General features: G+C 36.2%; 16 protein-coding genes. 5 read left to right on the top strand and 11 right to left on the bottom strand.

What is annotated here, in order from left to right; all coding sequences use genetic code 11:
- The first annotated feature begins 32 nt into the window (after window positions 1–32).
- The gene (locus DYR29_RS11730) at window positions 33–2855 is read left to right on the top strand and encodes an aminopeptidase (RefSeq protein WP_249413484.1); all 2823 of its coding nucleotides are present in this window, start codon (window positions 33–35) and stop codon (window positions 2853–2855) included.
- Between the two features lie 164 nt (window positions 2856–3019).
- Here DYR29_RS11730 and DYR29_RS11735 read toward each other — a convergent pair whose 3' ends face one another.
- Together DYR29_RS11735 and DYR29_RS11740 are read right to left on the bottom strand one after the other, a co-directional pair.
- Window positions 3020–3829, bottom strand: a complete 810-nt coding sequence (locus tag DYR29_RS11735) for a T9SS type A sorting domain-containing protein (protein WP_213277014.1) — start codon at window positions 3827–3829, stop codon at window positions 3020–3022.
- A 161-nt stretch (window positions 3830–3990) separates the two neighbouring features.
- Window positions 3991–4860: a T9SS type A sorting domain-containing protein gene (locus DYR29_RS11740; RefSeq protein WP_249413485.1), complete on the bottom strand. Its 870-nt coding sequence runs from the start codon at window positions 4858–4860 to the stop codon at window positions 3991–3993.
- A 155-nt stretch (window positions 4861–5015) separates the two neighbouring features.
- Between DYR29_RS11740 and DYR29_RS11745 the strand changes: the two genes are divergently transcribed.
- A complete protein-coding gene (locus DYR29_RS11745) occupies window positions 5016–8243 on the top strand; it encodes a hypothetical protein (RefSeq protein ID WP_213277015.1) in 3228 nt (1075 codons plus the stop codon).
- 78 nt (window positions 8244–8321) lie between these two features.
- On the opposite strand, the gene DYR29_RS11750 is transcribed toward DYR29_RS11745, so the two are convergent.
- The gene (locus DYR29_RS11750; protein WP_213277016.1) at window positions 8322–10292 is read right to left on the bottom strand and encodes a T9SS type A sorting domain-containing protein; all 1971 of its coding nucleotides are present in this window, start codon (window positions 10290–10292) and stop codon (window positions 8322–8324) included.
- 198 nt (window positions 10293–10490) lie between these two features.
- Here DYR29_RS11750 and dusB point away from each other — a divergent pair, with 198 nt between their 5' ends.
- Window positions 10491–11486 (top strand): tRNA dihydrouridine synthase DusB, encoded by a 996-nt coding sequence (gene dusB / locus DYR29_RS11755; RefSeq protein ID WP_213277018.1) that lies wholly within the window; start codon window positions 10491–10493, stop codon window positions 11484–11486.
- A 52-nt stretch (window positions 11487–11538) separates the two neighbouring features.
- On the opposite strand, the gene deoC is transcribed toward dusB, so the two are convergent.
- The 5 genes from deoC to DYR29_RS11780 all read right to left on the bottom strand — a co-directional run bounded on the left by deoC (window position 11539) and on the right by DYR29_RS11780 (window position 16031).
- Entirely contained in the window at window positions 11539–12282 is a 744-nt protein-coding gene (deoC, locus tag DYR29_RS11760) for a deoxyribose-phosphate aldolase (RefSeq protein WP_213277020.1), read from the bottom strand.
- Between the two features lie 4 nt (window positions 12283–12286).
- On the bottom strand, window positions 12287–12757 hold the full coding sequence (locus tag DYR29_RS11765; RefSeq protein ID WP_047379047.1) for an Lrp/AsnC ligand binding domain-containing protein: 471 nt from the start codon (window positions 12755–12757) through the stop codon (window positions 12287–12289).
- A 27-nt stretch (window positions 12758–12784) separates the two neighbouring features.
- Complete coding sequence (locus tag DYR29_RS11770; RefSeq protein WP_213277021.1) at window positions 12785–13720, bottom strand: endonuclease/exonuclease/phosphatase family protein; 936 nt, start codon at window positions 13718–13720, stop codon at window positions 12785–12787.
- Between the two features lie 380 nt (window positions 13721–14100).
- The gene (gene trmD, locus DYR29_RS11775; protein ID WP_047419942.1) at window positions 14101–14772 is read right to left on the bottom strand and encodes a tRNA (guanosine(37)-N1)-methyltransferase TrmD; all 672 of its coding nucleotides are present in this window, start codon (window positions 14770–14772) and stop codon (window positions 14101–14103) included.
- Entirely contained in the window at window positions 14769–16031 is a 1263-nt protein-coding gene (locus DYR29_RS11780; RefSeq protein ID WP_213277022.1) for an NAD(P)/FAD-dependent oxidoreductase, read from the bottom strand. The genes trmD and DYR29_RS11780 overlap by 4 nt, the downstream gene beginning before the upstream one ends.
- Before the next feature lie 66 nt (window positions 16032–16097).
- Between DYR29_RS11780 and DYR29_RS11785 the strand changes: the two genes are divergently transcribed.
- The gene (locus tag DYR29_RS11785; RefSeq protein WP_213277023.1) at window positions 16098–16961 is read left to right on the top strand and encodes a glycoside hydrolase family 25 protein; all 864 of its coding nucleotides are present in this window, start codon (window positions 16098–16100) and stop codon (window positions 16959–16961) included.
- Between the two features lie 44 nt (window positions 16962–17005).
- On the opposite strand, the gene DYR29_RS11790 is transcribed toward DYR29_RS11785, so the two are convergent.
- The 3 genes from DYR29_RS11790 to DYR29_RS22935 form a co-directional block, all read right to left on the bottom strand.
- The gene (locus DYR29_RS11790; RefSeq protein ID WP_213277025.1) at window positions 17006–17863 is read right to left on the bottom strand and encodes a carboxypeptidase-like regulatory domain-containing protein; all 858 of its coding nucleotides are present in this window, start codon (window positions 17861–17863) and stop codon (window positions 17006–17008) included.
- A gap of 144 nt (window positions 17864–18007) precedes the next feature.
- Window positions 18008–18415 (bottom strand): 5' nucleotidase, NT5C type, encoded by a 408-nt coding sequence (locus DYR29_RS11795; RefSeq protein WP_249413486.1) that lies wholly within the window; start codon window positions 18413–18415, stop codon window positions 18008–18010.
- Window positions 18405–18527 (bottom strand): hypothetical protein, encoded by a 123-nt coding sequence (locus tag DYR29_RS22935; protein WP_274608366.1) that lies wholly within the window; start codon window positions 18525–18527, stop codon window positions 18405–18407. Before DYR29_RS22935 ends, DYR29_RS11795 begins: the two co-directional genes overlap by 11 nt.
- Window positions 18528–18738: 211 nt before the next feature.
- On the opposite strand from DYR29_RS22935, the gene DYR29_RS11800 reads away from it, so the two are divergent.
- Window positions 18739–20634, top strand: a complete 1896-nt coding sequence (locus DYR29_RS11800; RefSeq protein ID WP_213277026.1) for an ABC-F family ATP-binding cassette domain-containing protein — start codon at window positions 18739–18741, stop codon at window positions 20632–20634.
- The last annotated feature ends 40 nt before the right edge of the window (window positions 20635–20674 follow it).

The following is a 20674-nucleotide window of genomic DNA, read 5'->3' on the forward strand; positions in this document are numbered from 1 at the left end:
AATAAGTTATATTTGGGCTTTATCACGAATATTTGAAAAAGATCAGCATTTGCCTTATTTTGTTCTGGGGAGCCGCACAGGTTTCTGCACAGAAAGACAGCATCTATATTGAAGCTAAACTGTCTCCTGACAAAAAGAATCTTGAGATCAGTCAGGAAATTGTTTATTACAATCATTCTGAAAAAGACCTGCAGACCGTAAAACTCCTGAATTGGGTTTCCGCCTACAACAGACGCGGAACTTCTTTAGTCTACAGAAAACTGGAAGACAGAAATACTGATTTGCATTTTGCGAAAAGCGATCAATTGGGAAAACTTCTTGAACTGAATGTTAAGAATTCTGACAATGAAGTTATTCCCGTCAATACAATCTCAGATGAAAATCTTTTTATTCCTCTGAAAAATGTATTAAAACCTGGCGAAAGCATCAAGTTACAACTGCAATACCGGATGCAGCTTCCCGATAAAACTTTTACGGGATACGGAACATCCGCTCAGAATACAGTATTAAAATATTTCTTTATTGTTCCGGATCATTTTGATCCGGACAATATTTCCGAAAGAAACTACCACGATATTGAAGAACCCGTAAGTTTCAATACTTTCTGGACTGTAAACTTCGATATTCCCGTAAATAATTTTGTGGAAGGTAATCTTCCTCAGGTTCAGATGAACTCATTCAAAGGATATCTGGATTCAGATCCTGAGTTTTTGATTTCGACAACAGGCTATCCTTCAATAAAAACCAATGTTGACGGAGCTGAAACTGAAATTAAGTTTGGGTATAACCTGAAACCGGATGAAAAACAGAATCTTGAGTTTTATCTTCCTTTACAATTAAAATTCCTGAAAGAAAGAATCGGTATTCTTCCGAAAAGTATTTTTATTTCTGACAAATTCAGAGCGAAGGAAGACTTTTTCGGAAATAATGATATTACTTTCTGGAAATTCAGATTTCAGCTTTTTACGAATGCTGAAAAAACAGATCTGGATTATTTTGGAATTATCGCCAAGAAAATTCTTGATGAAAATGTGATTGCTGATAAAGAAAAAGACCATTGGTTCAAAAATGGTTTAAAATCTTACCTGGAAATCCAGTATCTGAAAAAATTCTATGCTGATACAAAACTTTTAGGAACCCTTCCTGAAACCAGAGTATTTGGAATAAAGCCTTTAAAATTTTTCCACGCGTCCAAAGTAAAACTTCTGGATCGTTACGGACTTTCTTATCAGTATATCATGCTGCAAAATCTTGATCAGAAGATTGATGAGCATTTCCCTGTTTTAAGCAATTTCAATGATATGGCCGTCAGCAGCTTCGAAACCGGAAGTTTGTTCAATTATTCAGCGGATAAAATGGGATATGATCATTTCAATGATATTCTAAAAGATTATATTTCCCAGAATTCCGGAAAAAGAATACATCCTGAAGGTTTTCTGACTTCACTTTCTGAAAAGGATAAATCAACAAACTATCTTTCAAACTTTTTCAGGCAGAAAAACAGGGTCGATTTCAAATTGAAAAACATTCGGAAAGAAAACGATTCTCTTCAAATAAACATTGCAAAAAATACAGATATTTCTATTCCTGTAAAACTGGAAACCGAAACCCGAGAAGGAGAAAAGAAAGCGTACTGGATAGATACTGATGAAAATGAACGGATGTCAAGTCTGACACTTCCTGCTTCAGAAAATATTTATAAAATCACCTTAAACAGCGGTTATATTTTCCCTGAATCGAATTACAGGGATAATTTTCTGTATGCAAAAGGAATTTTTTCCAATGCAAAAAAAATTAAGCTTAAATTCATAAAAGACATTCCGAATCCTGAATACAACGAAATTTATCTCAGTCCAAGAGTACGTTTCAACAATACATATGATAAATTCCTTCTGGGAATTAACTTAAAAAACCAATCTTTATTTGATCAGAAATTCCTGTATTCATTTACGCCAACCTACAGTACTGGAACAGGAAAACTGACAGGTTCTGGAGCTGTTTCCTACTCTATTCTGCCTGCCGAAAGCATTATCCGAAGTTTAACTTTTGGAGTTTCCGGTTCTTATTTCCATTATGATTATGGATTGGCCTACAGAAAGAGTTCAATAGCTACCTCTATCAACTTCAGAAAAAATCCCAGAAGTACCGTTAGCAGAAGTATAGGAGTTTCCTATAATTATTTTGAAAGAGATCTGAGCCCTAAAATGATTGCCAATAACGACTACAGTAAATACAACGTCTGGACTGTCGGATATGGGTATAGTGACAGCCAGATGATCCATGAAAAAAGTTTCAGTCTGAGTACGCAGGGAATGGAGGATTTTAATAAAATAACAGCTGAAGGTTTCTATAGATGGGAATTTGCTCCTAAACAAAAGTTAAGTTTACGTTTATTTGCCGGATACTTCTTAAGAAATAACACAAGAAACAACCTTTTCGATTATGGAATTTCGAGAGTTTCCAACTACTCTTTCTCTTATAATCTTTTGGGAGAAAGTGCCAGCAGCGGTCTGCTTTCACAACAGTTTATATTAGCTGATGGTGGTTTCAAATCATTCCTGCCGGGAACGGTAAACCAATGGATCACTTCTGCCAATGTAGACTCAAGTGTATGGAAAATTTTCCATGTGTATGCAGATGCTGGGGTTTACAAAAACAAAGATCTTCCTGCCAAATTCATATGGGATACCGGAGTTAAAGTAAGAATCATCCCGGATTTCCTGGAAGTTTATTTCCCGATACAGTCTTCTTTAGGATTTGAGCCTTCATTTAAAGATTATGGAAAGCGTATCCGATATACATTGATTCTTAATCTTGGCTCCATCATCAATGCAGCAAGAAGAGGCTGGTATTAAGCCTTTGGATAACAAAAAAGAAAAAAAGACCTCAAAAGTGTCATTCTGACGAAGGAAGAATCTTATGAATAGCCAAGCATATGAGATTCTTCACTACATTGCATTCCGTTCAGAATGACAAAGTCCAATTACCTGACTTTGAAAATAAACTCTTTTTATTAAAACTAATCTTTTATAATTTTCTGTGAGATCGGAATATTGTTAATGGTTCCGGTAACAATATAAGTTCCTTTTGGAAGCTCTGCAATATCAAGAGTTGAGGCTAATTTTGTAGGTGATTTTTTTACAATCTGCCTGTAGGTGTCATAGATTTTTACATCTTTCACTTCAGTTCCGAAGACAATTCTACTATCCTTTATAAAAGGATTCTGCACAAAACCGGACTTCACACTGCCTTCCAGGGAAAAATCAGCCCTATTATCATTACTGTCTACTAATGTCCTTTTTATAGCTGTGGTCGTAGTTGGAGAAGGAGCTGGCCCATCTCCTTTAAACTGATCCGCATTTGATCCATACCCCACAAAATCCAGCACATTAGATGCAGATGGTCCGGTAACCTGTACGATGTTTCCTGCTAAAGCAACCTTTCCTGACACACTGGAAATTCTCAATCCGGAGGATTTATTGGGTGTTCCATCAAAATTGACAATAGTAGTTGCTATAAAATCGGGAGTTGGTAAATTCTCAACACCGCCATCGATTGCCGATTCCTGAATCAAATAAGTTTCTTCAGGACCCAAAGTAAAATCCGGCAGCGTATGATACTCAGTAAAAGCTCCTATCGCGGGAGCATATTGTATACTTGCGCCAGTCAAAGAAACCAAATTCGTTCCGATGTTTTTGAGCACAATATAATTATTCTTCAATACAGCACCTGAATCTGCATTGCCACCATAAATCTCATTAATTACAATCTGAGCATTTGAAAAGGCAGCTAATGATACAAGCCCGACAAGAGTAAAGATTTTTTTCATCGTAATAATTTTTAGCAATGGATTTGTAATAAAAACATCAAAAACAATACCACCAAATTAAGAAATAAACAGCATACAAAAATCTAAAAATCAGTAAATAGTTGCTAATAAAAAAACAGCCGCTTCAATGAAACGGCTGTTTGTATTTTTATCCCAGGAGATTAGTCTTTAAGAACTTTTTGAGAAACCGGTTGGTTGTTTATTGTACCTGTTACGATATAATTTCCTTTTGACAGTTCAGCAATATTGACAGTTCCGTTTTGTTTCACAGAACCTTCTTTTACAAGCTGTCCGGACATGTTGAAAACTTTTACGTCTTTTACATCAGATCCGAAAACAATTTCATTGTTTTTAACAAAAGAATTCTTTACGAAGTTCCCTGATTTTGTGTTTTTAGCATCAATAACAGCCAGAGAAGCAGTAGATGAAGTAACAGTTAAAGAAATATCATCTATTCTCCAGTTCGCAGTACCAAGAGAAGGAGTTCCTGCACTAGGACTGTCACTTCCATAGATTCTTAAAGTAACCGGAGCTGATTCTGCTCCTACCAGATTAGCACCTGTAAAAGCGATATTATTCAATGTCCATGTACTATTGTTATTCACGTTTACAGTTCCTATTGCAGTAGCATAATTATCAATGCTGGAATATACTGTAATCTTTCCAGGTCCTGTAGATGTTCCTCTTGATCCTAAATTTAAAGAATTCAAAGTTACTTTATTACCAGCAACAGGAGTAACAGTTACACTAAAATAAGTACTGGTAGCAGTAGAAAGAGCTTCTTTGTAAGCAGCAGCACCAAAATTACTTGAGCCACTTGCTCCTGTATACCCAGAAGATACTGATGAAGTAGTAATTAAAGTTGTAGTACCATTATTATTACCCTGAGTTGCTGCAAATGCTACACTTGAAATATTCGCATTGGTACCGGAAATAGGATTTACAGAACTACCATCCCAAAGGTAAGTTGTTTGTGCAAAAGCAACTGCACTCATCATCACTGTTGCAAAAAGAGAATAAAATTTTTTCATGATTTAAATTTTTTGTTGTTAATAATTTCTTTTCCCTAGCAAAACTACATTCTATTTCTTTTGGGGGGACAATAAAGAGGTTAAGTTTTTGTTAATTATAGTTGACCCCTTAATGTTAACATTTTTTAATTATTTTTACGAATTATTTTTAAAAGTTGCGGAATTTCATAATCCTATTCGTTTTATTCTTTTTAGGCATATTTTCAGGAAATGCTCAGGTGTTTTCGTGGAAAAACCCCAACGTGCCTGAAGACAGCATTAAAAGGGATAGTATTCTTGCCGCACGGTTGGAGCAAGATATCTTTGCCAAAGATACCCTGGATTTCATAAGAACGCACAATAAGATCATTATTGATGAAGCTGTACTGGCAAAAAATGATAAAAAAAGATTCTTAGGAGAGCTTAATTCAAAAGGTTCTATTATCCGTGGGATCACTTTCGGTAACAACCAGGGACAATCTGTACAGAGTTCTATGGATCTCCAGATTTCAGGTCGACTGTCAAAAGATGTGACTATTTTAGCCAGTATTTCAGATCACAACCTTCCCATTCAGGCTGATGGTTACACACAGACTTTAGAGGAATTTGACAAAATTTATATGCAGCTTAACATCAAGGAAAAGTCTATTCTCAGAGCCGGACACCTTGATCTTATAGAGGCTAAAAATTATTTCGCGAAATACCAGAGAAGAAGTATGGGACTTCAGTTCCAGACAGAAATTGGAAAGGAAAATAAAACATTGATCGATATTTCTGCCGGTGTTGCACGAAGTGAATTCCATAGAATCCGTTTTCAGGGGGTTGAAGGTAACCAGGGACCTTACCGTCTGACCGGTAAGAACGGTGAACAGTTTATCACACTGATTTCAGGATCTGAGCAGGTTTTCATTGATGGTATCTTAATGAAACGAGGAGAAAACCAGGATTATATCATCAATTACAATACTGGTGAAGTTACTTTTACCAGTTTCCGTCCTATTTTCCAGCAGAACTTTATTACAATTTCTTATAACTACGCTAACAGGAATTATTCAAGATATTTATTTACCGGAAAGCTTGAGCATCAGAGAGAAAAATTCAAAGTGGGCCTAAACTGGTTCATGGAAAATGATAATAAAAATGCACCTTTATCATTAAATCTCTCTAAGGAAGATGAACAAATCCTCGCTGAAGCAGGCAATGACCCTAATCTGATGTATGCACCATCAGGAGTTGTTACCGAATATGATGTGAATAAAATTTTATACAAATTAAACTCTGCCGGGAATTTCTATGAGTTTTCCACTGATCCTAACTTAACACTTTACCAGGTTTCTTTTACGTATTTCGGAGCTAATCTGGGAGATTATAAAATAGCACAGACCACCAACAACGGGCGCGTTTTTGAATATGTTGGTCCTAATGCCGGAGATTACAGAGCGGTAAGAAAACTTCCTTCTCCTCAGAAATCACAGGTATATTCCCTGAACTCTGAGTATTTATTGAATGAAGGAAAAATAGGAGCTGATATTTCCCTGAGTAATTATGATGTCAATTTGTTTTCATCAAAGGATTCTGATCAGAATATGGGCTATGCATGGCGTATTTTCGGAAATAAAAGCTTTACTAAGAATACATGGAAAGGAACTCCAAGTTTTGAATATCAGTATATAGACAGACAGTTTCATATTCTTGACCGTATCAATGATGTGGAATTCTCCAGAGATTTCAACCTTACGCAGGAATTTAACAAGAAGACTCAAAACAGGTTTATTTTCAGCTTCCTGAATAAATGGAATAATAAATCTACTTTAAACTACCGTGTCAATTATTTGAATGAGCAGGATTCTTACAAAGGTCTTAAAAACGACCTTGATTTCGGCTGGATCACCGGAAAACTTTTTACCAAAGGAAATTTATCTTATTTGAGCACCAATGCCACTCTCCAGGATACTAAATTTATCCGTGGAGGAATTTCAACTGAATTTACCGGTAAAAAAGGAAGCTGGGCCGTTGGTGGAAGCATGGAACACAATGAGAAAAAGTACAATGACACCCAGCTTATGGATGTCACAAGTTTCAGCTGGAAAGAAATCTTTTTACAAAAAAAGATCGGTGACAGTACTAGGACCAAGCTATTGGCAAAAGTATACATGAGAGATAATGACTCTGTGCGTGACAACAGACTTCAGAATATGAACAATATTTTAGGCTTCATGGCAGAAAGTCAGATCATCAAAACGGAAAGAACTACGTTAAATGCTTTAATCCACTACAGAAAATTTTTCTACTCAGGTGCGGAAGGTGATGTTACCCGAAATAATGACTTCGTCGTTGGAAATATTCTATACAATCAACAGCTTTTCAGAAACGGGATGCGCCTTCAGGCTTTCTACGAACTTGGAAACGGACAGGAAGCACAGAGAGAATTCCAATACATTAAAGTAACGGATGGACAGGGTGTATATAAATGGACGGATTATAACGGAGACGGCATCCAGCAGCTTGACGAATTTGAAATTGCCGAATATTCCGATCTTGCCCAATATATTCGTGTGTATACCAATTCCGTAAGATATATTCCTTCCAATAAAAATAAGTTACAGCTAGCATTATTTGTTAATCCGGCCATTGTTTTCAACTCAGAAAACGGATTTTTAAAGCGTTGGAATTTCAACATTTCATTGAATTCCCAAAACTCATTCTATAAAAAGGATAAAGTTCTTGTGCTGAATCCTTTTGAAAAAAACAGCGATCAGATCCTTAAAAATCAAAATATACTGGCTTCTGTACAATTTAATCCTACCGATAAGTCAGGTTGGAATGGTAACTACAGATTCATCACAAACGATAACCTCATCAATGCCAATTTCAGTAATGAAGAGCGTGAGCAGACCTCTCATTTCCTGAATATCGGATACTGGTTCAATAAAGAATTCAGAGTGGATTGGGAAAACTCAGTTCATGATATCCAAAACTCTTCGCAATTATTTAAAACGAGGGATTATCGTCTCAATAATTTTGAAACAAAGCCCAAGGCAACTTATAAATTCACAGATGCCATACAGGCTGAATTATCCTCTGCTTTCCGTCAAAAACAAAGACTGGATGGTGAAGAGCTTCTTAAAGCTTTTGATGTTACAGGAACTATCCAATGGGAGCGCAGAAAAACATCGATCCGTGGAAATTTCTCATTCATCAGCAACAATTTTACCGGAAACAATTTCAGTATTGTAGGAAACCAGATGCTGGATGGTTTGAAGCCGGGGAAAAACCAGGTATGGAGTGTATTTATTCAGCAGGCGATCAACTCATTTATCCAGCTGAATCTTAATTATGAAGGAAGAAACTCGGGTGACCGGACCATTCATATCGGAAGTATGCAGGTAAAGGCAAGTTTCTAAGTTGAACAGTTCCTTTTTGACAATAAAAAAATCCCCAATCATCACTATTGGGGATTTGTATTGGTTATTAGTTAATTTTTATTTTTTAATAACTTTAAGTGATTGTGAGCCTCTTTCGGTATTTACTTTTAAGATGTAAATTCCTGCTGGGGCACGTCTCATATCTACAGAACCTTTTTCTGCGTTGATTGTTTCACTAAGGATCCTTTGTCCTGAAACATTATATACTTCAACATCTTTGATTCTGCCGTCATTATTGATATAAAGGTAATCTACAACCGGGTTTGGATAGAAATTGACTGTATTCTTTTTCGCTGCTTCATTTACGGCCAATACCGTTGCTGTAAATTCAAAACTTCCGAGATCCGGTGTTACAGCATTTCTTGTATTACCATCAGCATCTAATGTTACTTCAACAACCGGAGTTCCTTTATTATCAAGAGCTGCATTTCCGGTACCAGACACGTGGAAATCTGTTGCTGATACAAATACCGGCAGAACATTCAAAGAATTTACATTACCTCCAAATCCTGCCTGGATATCAGCAAGGGTCGCTTTTGCAGCTCCTCCGATATACCCGAGATTGGTTCCTGAAGAATAAAAATTATTATAATTAATGGTAGAAAAAACCGTACTGGCTGCGCCGGCATAAATAGCATATCTATCGCCCGCCTGGGTTTGGGTATTGACAAAAAGATTGTTTCTCACATCAATACCTCCTGCACCAGTTACTCCGCTCGTAATGTTTAAAGCAGACGGTCTTCCTGCAACAGTCTGGCTTACATCCATCACAACAGTATTATAATATACTTTATACCCTCCTCCTGCGGCAATGACTATTCCGTTTCCGTTGTCATTTACTCCGCCTGTTGTTGCATAGCCATAACCTGCTACACCACTTACAATATTGTTGGCCACTAAAGTATTAGAGGTAAGACTTGTTGTTGACAGATATATCCCCTGCGCTCCATATCCGGATACATTGGTATTTTTGATTCCGGTGATTTTATTATTAGTAATGGTCATTCCATTCGTTAATGTGCCTCCAGCATAAATTCCGGCAAACAGAGTTCCCGTTCCACTGGAATTAAAATTAGAAATTGTATTTCCTTTTACAATAATATTGGCTGCTGCGGAAGCTCCAGTATTACCAGAAGTTACTGTTATTCCGGAAGCACCTCCGGTACCTGTTCCGGTATACCCCAGATTGGTAATGGTATTTGAAGTAATGGAAGAATTTACAGTTGCAGTTGCAAACCAGACTCCTCTCTTGATCTCAGCATTGGTAGTTTCAAAATTGCCAATTGTATTATTACTTACTGTTACTCCGTCTGCTCCCTGCGCATAAATTCCACAAAGACGAACAGCATCTGCTCCGGAGGCACTCACATCATTTCCTGTCACCAGAGTGTTACCTCCGTTACCTGCAGCTGTTGCTGCAAATAAATAAATTCCTATGTAAGCTTTCTTCACAGAATTATTCTGGATCGTCACATTATTAAAGAAGCCCCCTGTAGGGGTTGCAGCTCCATCATACATTATAAAAGCAGAAGAGGTATTGATACCGTTTACTATATTCAGGTTTTTAACCGTAATATTCGTATTGGCTGCTGCTGCTGAAGCCGCAATAAATGTAAGTACCTGCGGTGCTGTAACAGAAGTATTGGTAAGAGTAAGATCTCTTGTAGTTCCTGAAGCAGCATTACTTCCATCTAAAGTAATATTACTTCCCTGTATTCTCACTAAAGGTGCACTGGCAACATCTCCTGAAATAGTAGCTGTAACTCCCACTGCGGGTTTTATCACAACAGAAGTGTAGCTTGCTGCACCACCACTGGCGTTCAGACTGGCAGTTGCCGTTTCGGTGGTATTAGCTGTGATACTGATTGCAATTGCTCCCTGATGTGTTCCCGCATTAATAGCGTCAAATGCTCCCTTTAACGTAGTATAGGTTCCTGTAGCTGTACCTGCCGTAGCAGACACATTCACTTGTGAATAAAAATTTGATGCAGAAAAAACTGCCATCAAGCAAAATAGAATTTTTCTCATATTATTAATTTTTATTAGTATTAAATATAAGAAATATTTTTCAACATAATATTAAAAACACTGAAAATCAAACATATAAATTAAATAAAAATTAAACAAAATATCATAAAATCTCTTAAATAAACAAAAATACGTGAAACACAAAACACATTATAAATAATAAAATATTGTTTTTTTAGAATTTCGTAAATTTGCACCATGATAAAAATAGGCAACATAGAACTGCCGGAATTTCCACTTTTGCTGGCTCCGATGGAAGACGTAAGTGATCCTCCGTTCAGACGTTTGTGTAAAATGCATGGTGCAGACTTAATGTATTCGGAATTTATTTCTTCTGAAGGGTTGATTCGTGACGCTATCAAAAGCCGTAAAAAGCTTGACATCTTTGATTATGAAAGGCCAGTAGGTATTCAGATCTTTGGTGGAGACGAAGAAGCTATGGCCATGTCCGCAAGAATTGTTGAAACAGTGAATCCGGATCTGGTAGATATCAATTTTGGATGCCCTGTAAAAAAAGTTGTCTGCAAGGGAGCGGGAGCAGGTGTTTTGAAAGACATTGACCTGATGGTTCGTCTTACAAAAGCTGTTGTAAGTTCCACTCATCTGCCTGTAACTGTAAAAACCCGTTTAGGATGGGACAGTACTTGCATTAATATTGATGAAGTGGCAGAACGTCTGCAGGAAACAGGAATCAAAGCTCTTACCATACATGCCAGAACCCGTGCTCAGATGTACAAGGGTGAAGCAGATTGGGAACATATTTCCAGAATCAAACAAAATCCTAATATTGAGATTCCAATCTTTGGAAACGGAGATATTGATTCTGCTGAAAAAGCATTAGAATATAAACAAAAGTATGCATGTGACGGTATTATGATCGGACGTGCTGCCATTGGCTATCCATGGATATTTAATGAAATAAAGCATTTCTTTAAAACAGGAGAGCATTTACCTGCCCCTACCATATCAGACCGTTTATTGGCCGTTCGCCAGCATGCGGAATGGAGTGTTGAATGGAAAGGAGAAAGATTAGGTCTGGTGGAAATGAGACAGCACTACAGTAATTATTTCAGAGGAATCCCTCACTTCAAGGACTTCAGAAGAAAATTCCTGGAAGTTTTCACATTGGAAGAAATGAACAGCTTAATCAAAGAAACCCAACAGTTCTACGAAGAATATCAGGCACAGATATAAATGCAAAAACCATCAGCAAAACTGATGGTTTTTTATTATTTTGAACCTTAGATTAATATCCTTCTGACGGAGATTCATTTTTAATCAGCGCTAAAGCTGAAGAGGTTCCTATTCTTTTCACTCCCATCTTAATCATTTTCTCAGCATCCCCAGGGGTTCTTACACCACCTGCTGCTTTTACAGGAAGTTTTCCTGCATTGTTGAGCATAATTGTTATTCCTTCAAAGGTTGCTCCGTTAGGTTTTCCTTCAGGAGTTTTGTAGAACCCTGTAGAAGACTTAACAAAAATTTTTGACCAATCGTTTTCAGAGAAGTTCTCTTCCGCCCAGGTAGAAATATTTTTGGTAAGATCTGCAATTTGTTCATCCGTCAAAGCGGCAATTTCAATAATCCATTTTGCTATTTTGTGATGCTCAAGAGATAATCTCGTACATTTTACAAATTCATCTTTTACCAGTTCTGTATTTCCTTGCAGATAAGCTGTATAATTAATAACGAAATCCAGTTCATCAGCACCGTCTTCTATTGCTTTTGAGGCTTCAGCAAGTTTCTCATCAACAGAATACGTTCCTTCGTGAAAGCCTATTACAGTTCCTACTGCAACATTTGAATTTCTTTCCTGAATATATTTCCTAATCTCAGCTACATAATCCGGGCGAATCATTACTGCAAAAATGCCATTCTCAATAGCTTCCTGCGCAAGTTCTTTATCTTTTTGAAGTGTTTCTTCATGGGAAATACCTGATTGTTCCGGTGTTTTCAGGTAGGTTGAATCCAAATATTGGGCTATGTTCATATCGTTATACTTTCAATTGTCTGTAAATACCTTGTTCCAAAGATATAAAAGTCTCTGTTCTTGTTACCCCTTTCAGCTTCTGAAGCTTGTTAAGGATCTGCATTAAGTGATCATTATCTTTACAAAGAACTTTCAGGAATATGGTATAATTTCCTGTTGTGTAATGGGCTTCCACTACTTCATTAATATCATGCAAAGATTTTACCACTTCTGGATAATGGCTTGGCTGATCCAGAAACACACCAATGTAGGAAATCACTTTATATCCTATTTTTTTAGGATTAAGAAATGATATTGAATTTTCAATAACTCCTGCATGTTCAAGTTTTTTGATTCTTTGATGCACTGCAGTTGTGGAAATTCCAACATTTTTTGAAATGTGGGCTAAAGAAGTTTTAGCATTATCCATCAACATGTAGATAATTTCCTTGTCAATAGAATCTAAATGATAGCTTGTGTTGCTCGAATTTTTCATTTTCTACTTTTTTATTATTTATGTTTTTTACTGTAAATTTTTAAATTTTACAAAAACCGGAAAGTGATCACTATATCCTCCCAAATACCTTGTACCGGCATAAGTTCGGAAAGGCCGTCCTTCAAAATTTCTGGTTCTGCTGCGGATTTTCTCAGAATTGAATATATGGGCATCCTGAAAAGTCAGCGTCTTATTATCAAGCAAAGATCTTGACATAATGATCTGATCATACAGCAATCCAGATTTATAATGAAAAGTAGAATAATTTCTTGCAGAAAACAATTGTTGAAAAGGGTTCATTAAAACCTTCTCATGGTCATTGTTATAGAGAATCTGTACTAAATTTTCATCATCCGGGTTTTCGTTAAAATCACCACACAGTATGACATGCTCTTTATCAGCATCCACAATTTTCATAATCCGTTCCCGGACTTCATTCAATATAAAGGCTCTTTTAGGTTTATTAATATCTTTTTCTCGCTTAGAGGGAAGATGGGCGATAAAGACATTAATAATTTCCCCTTTATATTTAATTTTTGAAAAAAGTACGTCTCGGGTTGTGTCGTAATTTCCTGTGTTTTTATTTACTATTTCAAAAAAGAAAGTAATGGTTTCAGAATCTATTACCTCTACTTTATTTTTATCATACAACATGGCTACATCCACTTTTCTTTCGTCCATAGAATTGTAATGTACAATCCCATATTGCGAATGAAAGGGCTCCATCTCCACAAGATCTTCCAATACTTTCCTTCCGGAAACCTCAGACAATCCTATTACAAATGGCAGTACACCATTATCCTCCTTCATCAACTGAAATACGTGGGAGATCTTGAAAAGCTTATTATTATATCTTTTTTCATCCCAATTCCTTAATCCTGACCGTGTAGGATCTAATTTGTGGACAGGTTTCGGATCGGGTAAAAATAAATTTTCAACATTATAAAAAGAGAACAGTTCCATCTACACTAATTTCTATACTTTTAATTTTATTATGTTCTTTTTTCTTAAGATGTAAATTTATTATTTTTTTTCAAATTCCTCTGATTCAACTCAAGAAAAGCGAATCAATTTCCAATAAAAAACGATTCAAATATAATAAAAAATATCAATGAAATCAGCTATAATAAATTAATTTTTCAATTATTCAAGGGTTTTAACACATTAATCAAAATTGAGACAATACGTAAAAATCAAAATAATAGAAATAAATTTTTAATTTAAAATTAGAAATATTAATATTTTTCGCACTTATTAAATTTATAACAAATATTATTCCATTTATCTTCAAAACAAATGGAATTCAACATGAATAAGAAATGACAAGTTTCGACAGTATTTGACTACAGTAAATCGGGACGTTTTTCTTTAGTAATCCTTACCGCTTCATCATGACGCCATTCTTCAATTTTTCCGGAATTTCCACTCAGTAAAATTTTAGGTACATCCAGTCCTTTATAACTTTCAGGTCTGGTATAAATTGGCGGTGAAAGAAGATCATCCTGAAAACTATCCGTTAAGGCACTCTGTTCATCATTTAAAACCCCCGGAAGCAGTCTTATTACAGAATCTGCCAGAACGCAGGCTGCCAGCTCACCTCCGGTAAGAACATAATCTCCGATGGAAATTTCTTTTGTGATATGGAGATCTCTTACTCTTTGGTCTATTCCTTTATAGTGGCCACAAAGAAAGATCAGATTTTCTTTTATGGAAAGCGAATTGGCAATTTTCTGATTTAAAGTTTCACCATCTGGTGTCAGATAGATCACCTCATCATAATTTCTTTGAGATTTAAGCTCTGAAATACATTTATCCAGCGGCTCAATCATCATCACCATGCCTGCTCCGCCTCCATAAGGTTCATCATCAATCTGTCTGTGCTTATTAACAGCCCAGTCTCTCAGTTGATGAAAATGTACTTCTGCCAGCCCTTTATCCATTGCTCGTTTCAAAATAGAAGTTTTGAACGGACTTTCCATCAATTCCGGAAGTACGCTTATTATGTCAATTCTCATTGTAATGTTCCGTTTTTCTTAGTAGGTATAATAATTAATCTTAAAGAAGAATCTTTGTTGATATAGCTCCACATCCAGTTGAAGAATATGGCCAGCTTATTTCGAACGCTCAAAATTAGCATTAAATGGAGAAACATCCAGAAATACCACGCCAGAAATCCCTGAAATTTTATAAATGGCAGATCAACAACGGCTCTGTGCTTCCCTATGGTTGCCAATGAACCTTTATCATCGTATTCATATTCTGCCCACTCGTTCTGACTTTTCTTTAATAGATTTTTACCTAAATTTTTTGCCTGATTAATGGCTACGTTTGCTACCTGCGGGTGCCCCTGTGGATATTTTGGAGTTTCCATATAGGCAATATCCCCGATGGCATAAATATTATCGTATCCTTTTATTTTATTGTATCGATCTACAATATATCTGTTTCTTACCAATTTCTCTTCAGGGAAACCTCCTACCACATTTCCGGTAACTCCTGCCGCCCAGATTACATTATTGGAAGGAATTTCTTTCCCGCTTCTAAGATGCACTTTATCTCCATCATAATCTGTCACCACTTCTCCGCTCATAAAAGTCACCCCAAGATCTTTAAGATATTTTTCAGATTTTTCCTGGGCTTCACTGCTCATTACAGCCAGTGGCTTTTCTGTGGAACTTACCAGAATAATCTTCAGATGGTCAAAGTTCATGTAGGGATAATCTCTTGGAAGGATGTCTTTTTTCATTTCGGCAAAAGCACCTGCCAGTTCTACTCCGGTAGGTCCGCTTCCTACGATAACGATATTCCAGTTTCCGTCATCGCTTCGGCTTTTTTCAATAATCAGTTTTTCAAAGGTCGTCAACACATGATTTCTGATGCTGATGGCTTCCTGAGTATTTTTCATTCCGAAAGCTTTTCCTTCCAGATCTTTGTTTCCGAAAAAATTGGTTTTACAGCCCGTTGCGATGATGAGTTTATCATAAGTAAATTCTGCCTCATCGGTAATTACTTTATTGTTGGCAGGGTCTATTTCTTTCACCTCTGTCATACGGAACTGTGTGTTTCTGGACTGCTGAAAAATCTTTCTGAAGGGGAAAGAGATATTGGAAGGTTCTATCCTTCCTGAGGCTACCTGATAAAAAAGCGGCTGAAACATATGGTGATTCATCCGATCCAGAACAATGACCTTTTTGTTCTTGTTATTCAATGTTTTTGCAAGCTGCAGCCCCGCAAATCCTCCTCCTATAATGATGATTTTTTCGCGTGTTTCCATAATACACAAATTTACTGATTTTATTTTAGCATTTAGCAGTGAAAAAAGTTAGTTTTGCAAAACTTTATGACACCAAAAAAGTACACCAAAAAAACTGCCAAACAGCTCCACAAAACAAGACGGAAGAACTATTTTTTCCGCAGAAAGGTAATATTGGCTATTTTAATTATTGCTCTTATCGGAACCGGCTTTTATTTAAAGCAATCCATCAGCTATTATTACGCACTGTACTTTAACAAATTCACTCACAAGAAACTCCACAACAGCGAAAGGGAAGCCGCAAGAATTCAGAGAATTTTAACGAACAACCTTGATAAGACCTATGGTTTTGATGTTTCCCATTATCAGAACAAAGAAGATATCAAATGGGACAGTCTCAGTATTGGTAATAAAACGATTCCACTGGAGTTCGTCGTAATGCGTGCTACGATGGGAAATAAAAGTGCTGACAAGCATTTTGATGAGTTCTGGGAAATGGCTAAAAAACATGATCTGATCCGTGGTGCCTACCATTTTTACAGAGCTGATGAAGACCCTGTCATTCAGGCCAATAATTTTTTAGCAAATGTAAAACTTGAAAGTGGAGATCTTCCTCCGATTCTTGATATTGAAAAAATTCCAAAACGTAAAACGAACAAAAAACTGATTGAAGACCTGAAAGTCTGGTGCAAAATTGTAGAGGATACTTATGGTGAAAAACCTATCATCTATACCTACTACCATTATTATAAAGATTTCCTGAAAGGTGAATTCGAAGGTTATCCTTTATGGCTGGCCAATTACAATGATGTTCCTTCTCCGTCTCCCGATGACCAGTGGGATTTCTGGCAGTTTACGGAAAATGGAATTGTTCATGGCATCAACGCTAAAGTAGATCTTGATATTTATAATGGTAATTCCTGGTCTTTAAAAAGATTGACGCTGGATTAGTGAAGATGGAAGAAGCTGATTGATTCTTCAGTTACTCATCAGTATTAATCATTTTCACTCTGATTACCGCTTCCGTTTTTATCCATTTTCACATCGATATTAATCGCTGGTGCAGCAATGGTCATTTTCTGCCAGTCACCATAAAATTCCCTTATAAATCCAGTCCTGAACAAAGCAGCACTTATTTTAATCCTACCTTCAAAAGCTTTTAAAAACTGAATTCCGATAAAAAATTTTCCCTGAACCCAGATATTACGATCATTAACATCCAGCGTATAGGTTCCGTCTTTGATCATATTTTCAGTAAGTTCCACGGTAATCTCTTCTTCAAGAATATTTTTATCCGGAAAACCATTTTTTTCACTGTAAATACTATATCTCATTAAAACAGGCTGGTTAGAAACATAGCTGGCTATATTCAGATTGATATTTTTAATTTTGGATCTTTTCTTAGCATTGAATTCCAAAGCGGTTTCTCCAAGAAAACTTTTTTGGTCAAATTCCGGATTAACAGAATAAATAACACTTTTTGTTTTTGTATTGACTCCCCAGTTCTTATCAACAAGTTTTTTAGGTTTAATTGCAATCTCTTTAATATTTTTAGTTTTCTCCGTTAAAAATACTTTTTGCTGATCATGCTTTTTAAAATTATCTATTGTTTCCTGATAAAGATCATATCCCGGGACTTCTATTTTTATTTTCTGCTGTGGTTCAGCATTGGAAAGATCAATTGAAAATTGTCCTTTTTCATCCGAAATCGCCCCGGTTGATTTCTTCTCAATCCCTATTTTCACATAAGGAATCGGCTGATTTTCATTTTTAGAAATAATAGTTCCGGAAATAACCTGTGCATGGAAGGCTGAAGCGGCCAAAAGGAAGAATAAAGTATGAGATATTTTCATGTTAAAAGTTTGACGCAAACTTATTTATTTTAAATCGTCAGCTGTCACAATTCTTTATTAAAATTATTCTTCCTATAGTTAAAGTTCTTTTAAAAATTCTATTATTTCTAAAAGAACTCTAAAAAGCATTTACATTCTTTGCTGCTAAAGGATATTCATAACTTCTTCCCAAGAATGAACTCTTTCGTAAGTTTCATTTTCTATCAGTTCATTATGAGGCTGGGTAAAAATCAATCTCTGTCCTGAAAAATGATCCAGATTTTTTGGATAATCATCAATCATTACATCTCCCGAAACTACTTTTTTGCTTCCACAAAGAACAATCTGCTCCCAGGTGATGAATGGAAAATGTTCTGCCAGCCAATCGTATTTTTCTCTTAAGCTGTTGGGAAATTCCATGCCTGCAGAGACAATATACAGATCGTATTTATTATTCAGATATTCTATTGCTTCACGACTTCCTTTCATTACAGGCAGCGTTCTGAAAAACCCTATTTCATTAACGTGCTTTTTCCCATTCGGAAATGATTCTATTTCAGGTTTACCTGTCACCTGTCAAATCACTGATTTCAATTTCTCTACCCGTATCTCTTTTTTCAAATTGTACCAGCTGATGATATACATCTGCCATTACCCCATCCATGTCGACAATTACTTTTTTCATTACTTCAATCAGATTTTGTATTATTTATATTATTAAAAATGCTTTCATTATATCTTATCAAATTTACTGAATAGTTTTTCCAGCAAGCCTGTAAACTCTATTAAAAAATTATAAATAATCATTTTTATAAAAGAGGTTCCGGAAAATTTTAGGTTACATTTTCGTATTTTTGCGGTTCAATTCAAAATTAAAATCAAACCATTAATTTCCAATGAATTACGTTTCTGCAGAAAATCTTACCAAATCATACGGCATCAAAGTTTTATTTGAAAACATTACTTTTCATATCAATGAAGGGGATAAAATTGCTATTGTTGCCAAAAACGGAAGTGGAAAATCTACCCTTCTGAAAATATTAATGGGTAAAGAAATTGCAGACAGTGGAGCTGCGATCATCAATAAAGATATCCAGGTGGTATTATTTGACCAGGAAATTGATTACGATCCTAAACTCAGCATTGAAGAATTTATGATGGCGCTGGATTCGGAACCTATTCTTGCTCTTAAGAATTATCATCTATCACTTCATTCTACAGACAATGATTTTATTGAGAAAGCATTGGCTGATATGGAAGCTCACAAGGCTTGGGATCTTGAAAATGAAATGAAACAGATTCTTTCTCAGCTTAAGATTACTGATCTGGATGCCAAAATGGGAACGCTTTCGGGAGGTCAGATCAAACGTGTAGCACTGGCTAAACTTTTGACGGAAACAAGAGCCGAACACAGACATACGCTTCTTATCATGGATGAACCTACCAACCACCTTGATGTGGATATGGTAGAATGGCTTGAAAATTATCTGAATAAAGCAAAAATCACATTATTACTCGTAACCCACGACCGATATTTCCTTGACAGTGTTTGTGACATTATCTGGGAAATGGAAGATAGAAATCTGTATGTTCATAATGGTTCATACGCTACTTATCTTGAAAACAAAATGATTCGTGAGGAGAATCTTAATGCTACGATTGATAAGGCCAATAACCTTTACCGAAAGGAGCTGGAGTGGATGCGCAGACAGCCGAAAGCCAGAACTACAAAATCAAAGAGCAGAATTGATGCTTTCTACGAAACTGAAAAGGTTGCCAAAACTGACACCAGAAAGGATGGTTTGGAACTGGATTTTGAGATGAAGCGTCTGGGAAATAAAATTCTCGAACTTAAACATATTGATAAAAGTTTTGGATCAAAAGTTCTTCTAAAAGATTTCAGCTACCAGTTTCAACGTGGTGAAAAGGTTGGAATTATCGGGAAAAACGGTGCTGGAAAATCTACCCTGCTTAATATTATCCAAGGTTTGGAAAAAGCTGACAAGGGAGAAATTGAAACCGGAGAAACTATATCTTTCGGTTATTTCGCTCAGAAAGGGCTTACTTATAAAGAGGATGAGCGTGTGATTGATTTCATCAAGGAAATTGCAGAATTTTATCCTTTGGCCAATGGAAGAAGCCTGTCTGCATCGCAATTCTTAAGACTGTTCTTATTTGACGATCAGACCCAGTACTCTCCTATCTCCAAACTTTCAGGTGGGGAAAAGAGAAGGCTTCACCTGATGTATATTTTGTATCAGAATCCTAATTTCCTGATTTTTGATGAGCCTACGAATGACCTTGATCTTCCTACGCTAACGGTTCTTGAAAATTTCCTTCAGCAATTCCAGGGATCATTGATTATTGTTTCCCACGACCGATACTTCATGGACAGAATTGTAGATCATATCCTGGCTTTTGAAGGTGACGGAAAAATCAGAAATTTTGTAGGAAATTTCTCTGAATACCGAGAGGCAAGAAGCCGTGAAGAAGCATTGGAAAAAAATGCCACTGTAAAACCTGAGCCCGCTAAAGAAGCTATTACTGTAACAGAAACCGCTCCAGCTGCTGCCTCTAAAAAAAGAAAATTAACTTTTAAGGAACAAAAAGAGCTGGAAACGATAGAAAAGGAAATGCCGGAACTTGAAGACCAGCGTTCCAAAATTCTGGATCAGCTCAATAATGAAGCGGATTACGAAAAGATCGCCAAACTCTCTTCCGAACTGGAAACGGTTTCAGAAAAACTGGAGAACCATGAGATGAGATGGCTGGAGCTTCAGGAAATCCTTTAATAATTATGAGTTAAAAATTATGAATTATGAATGGATTTAA

Origin of the sequence: Chryseobacterium indologenes (assembly GCF_018362995.1) — a bacterium.
In the GTDB taxonomy this organism is placed as follows: Bacteria; Bacteroidota; Bacteroidia; order Flavobacteriales; family Weeksellaceae; genus Chryseobacterium; species Chryseobacterium indologenes_G.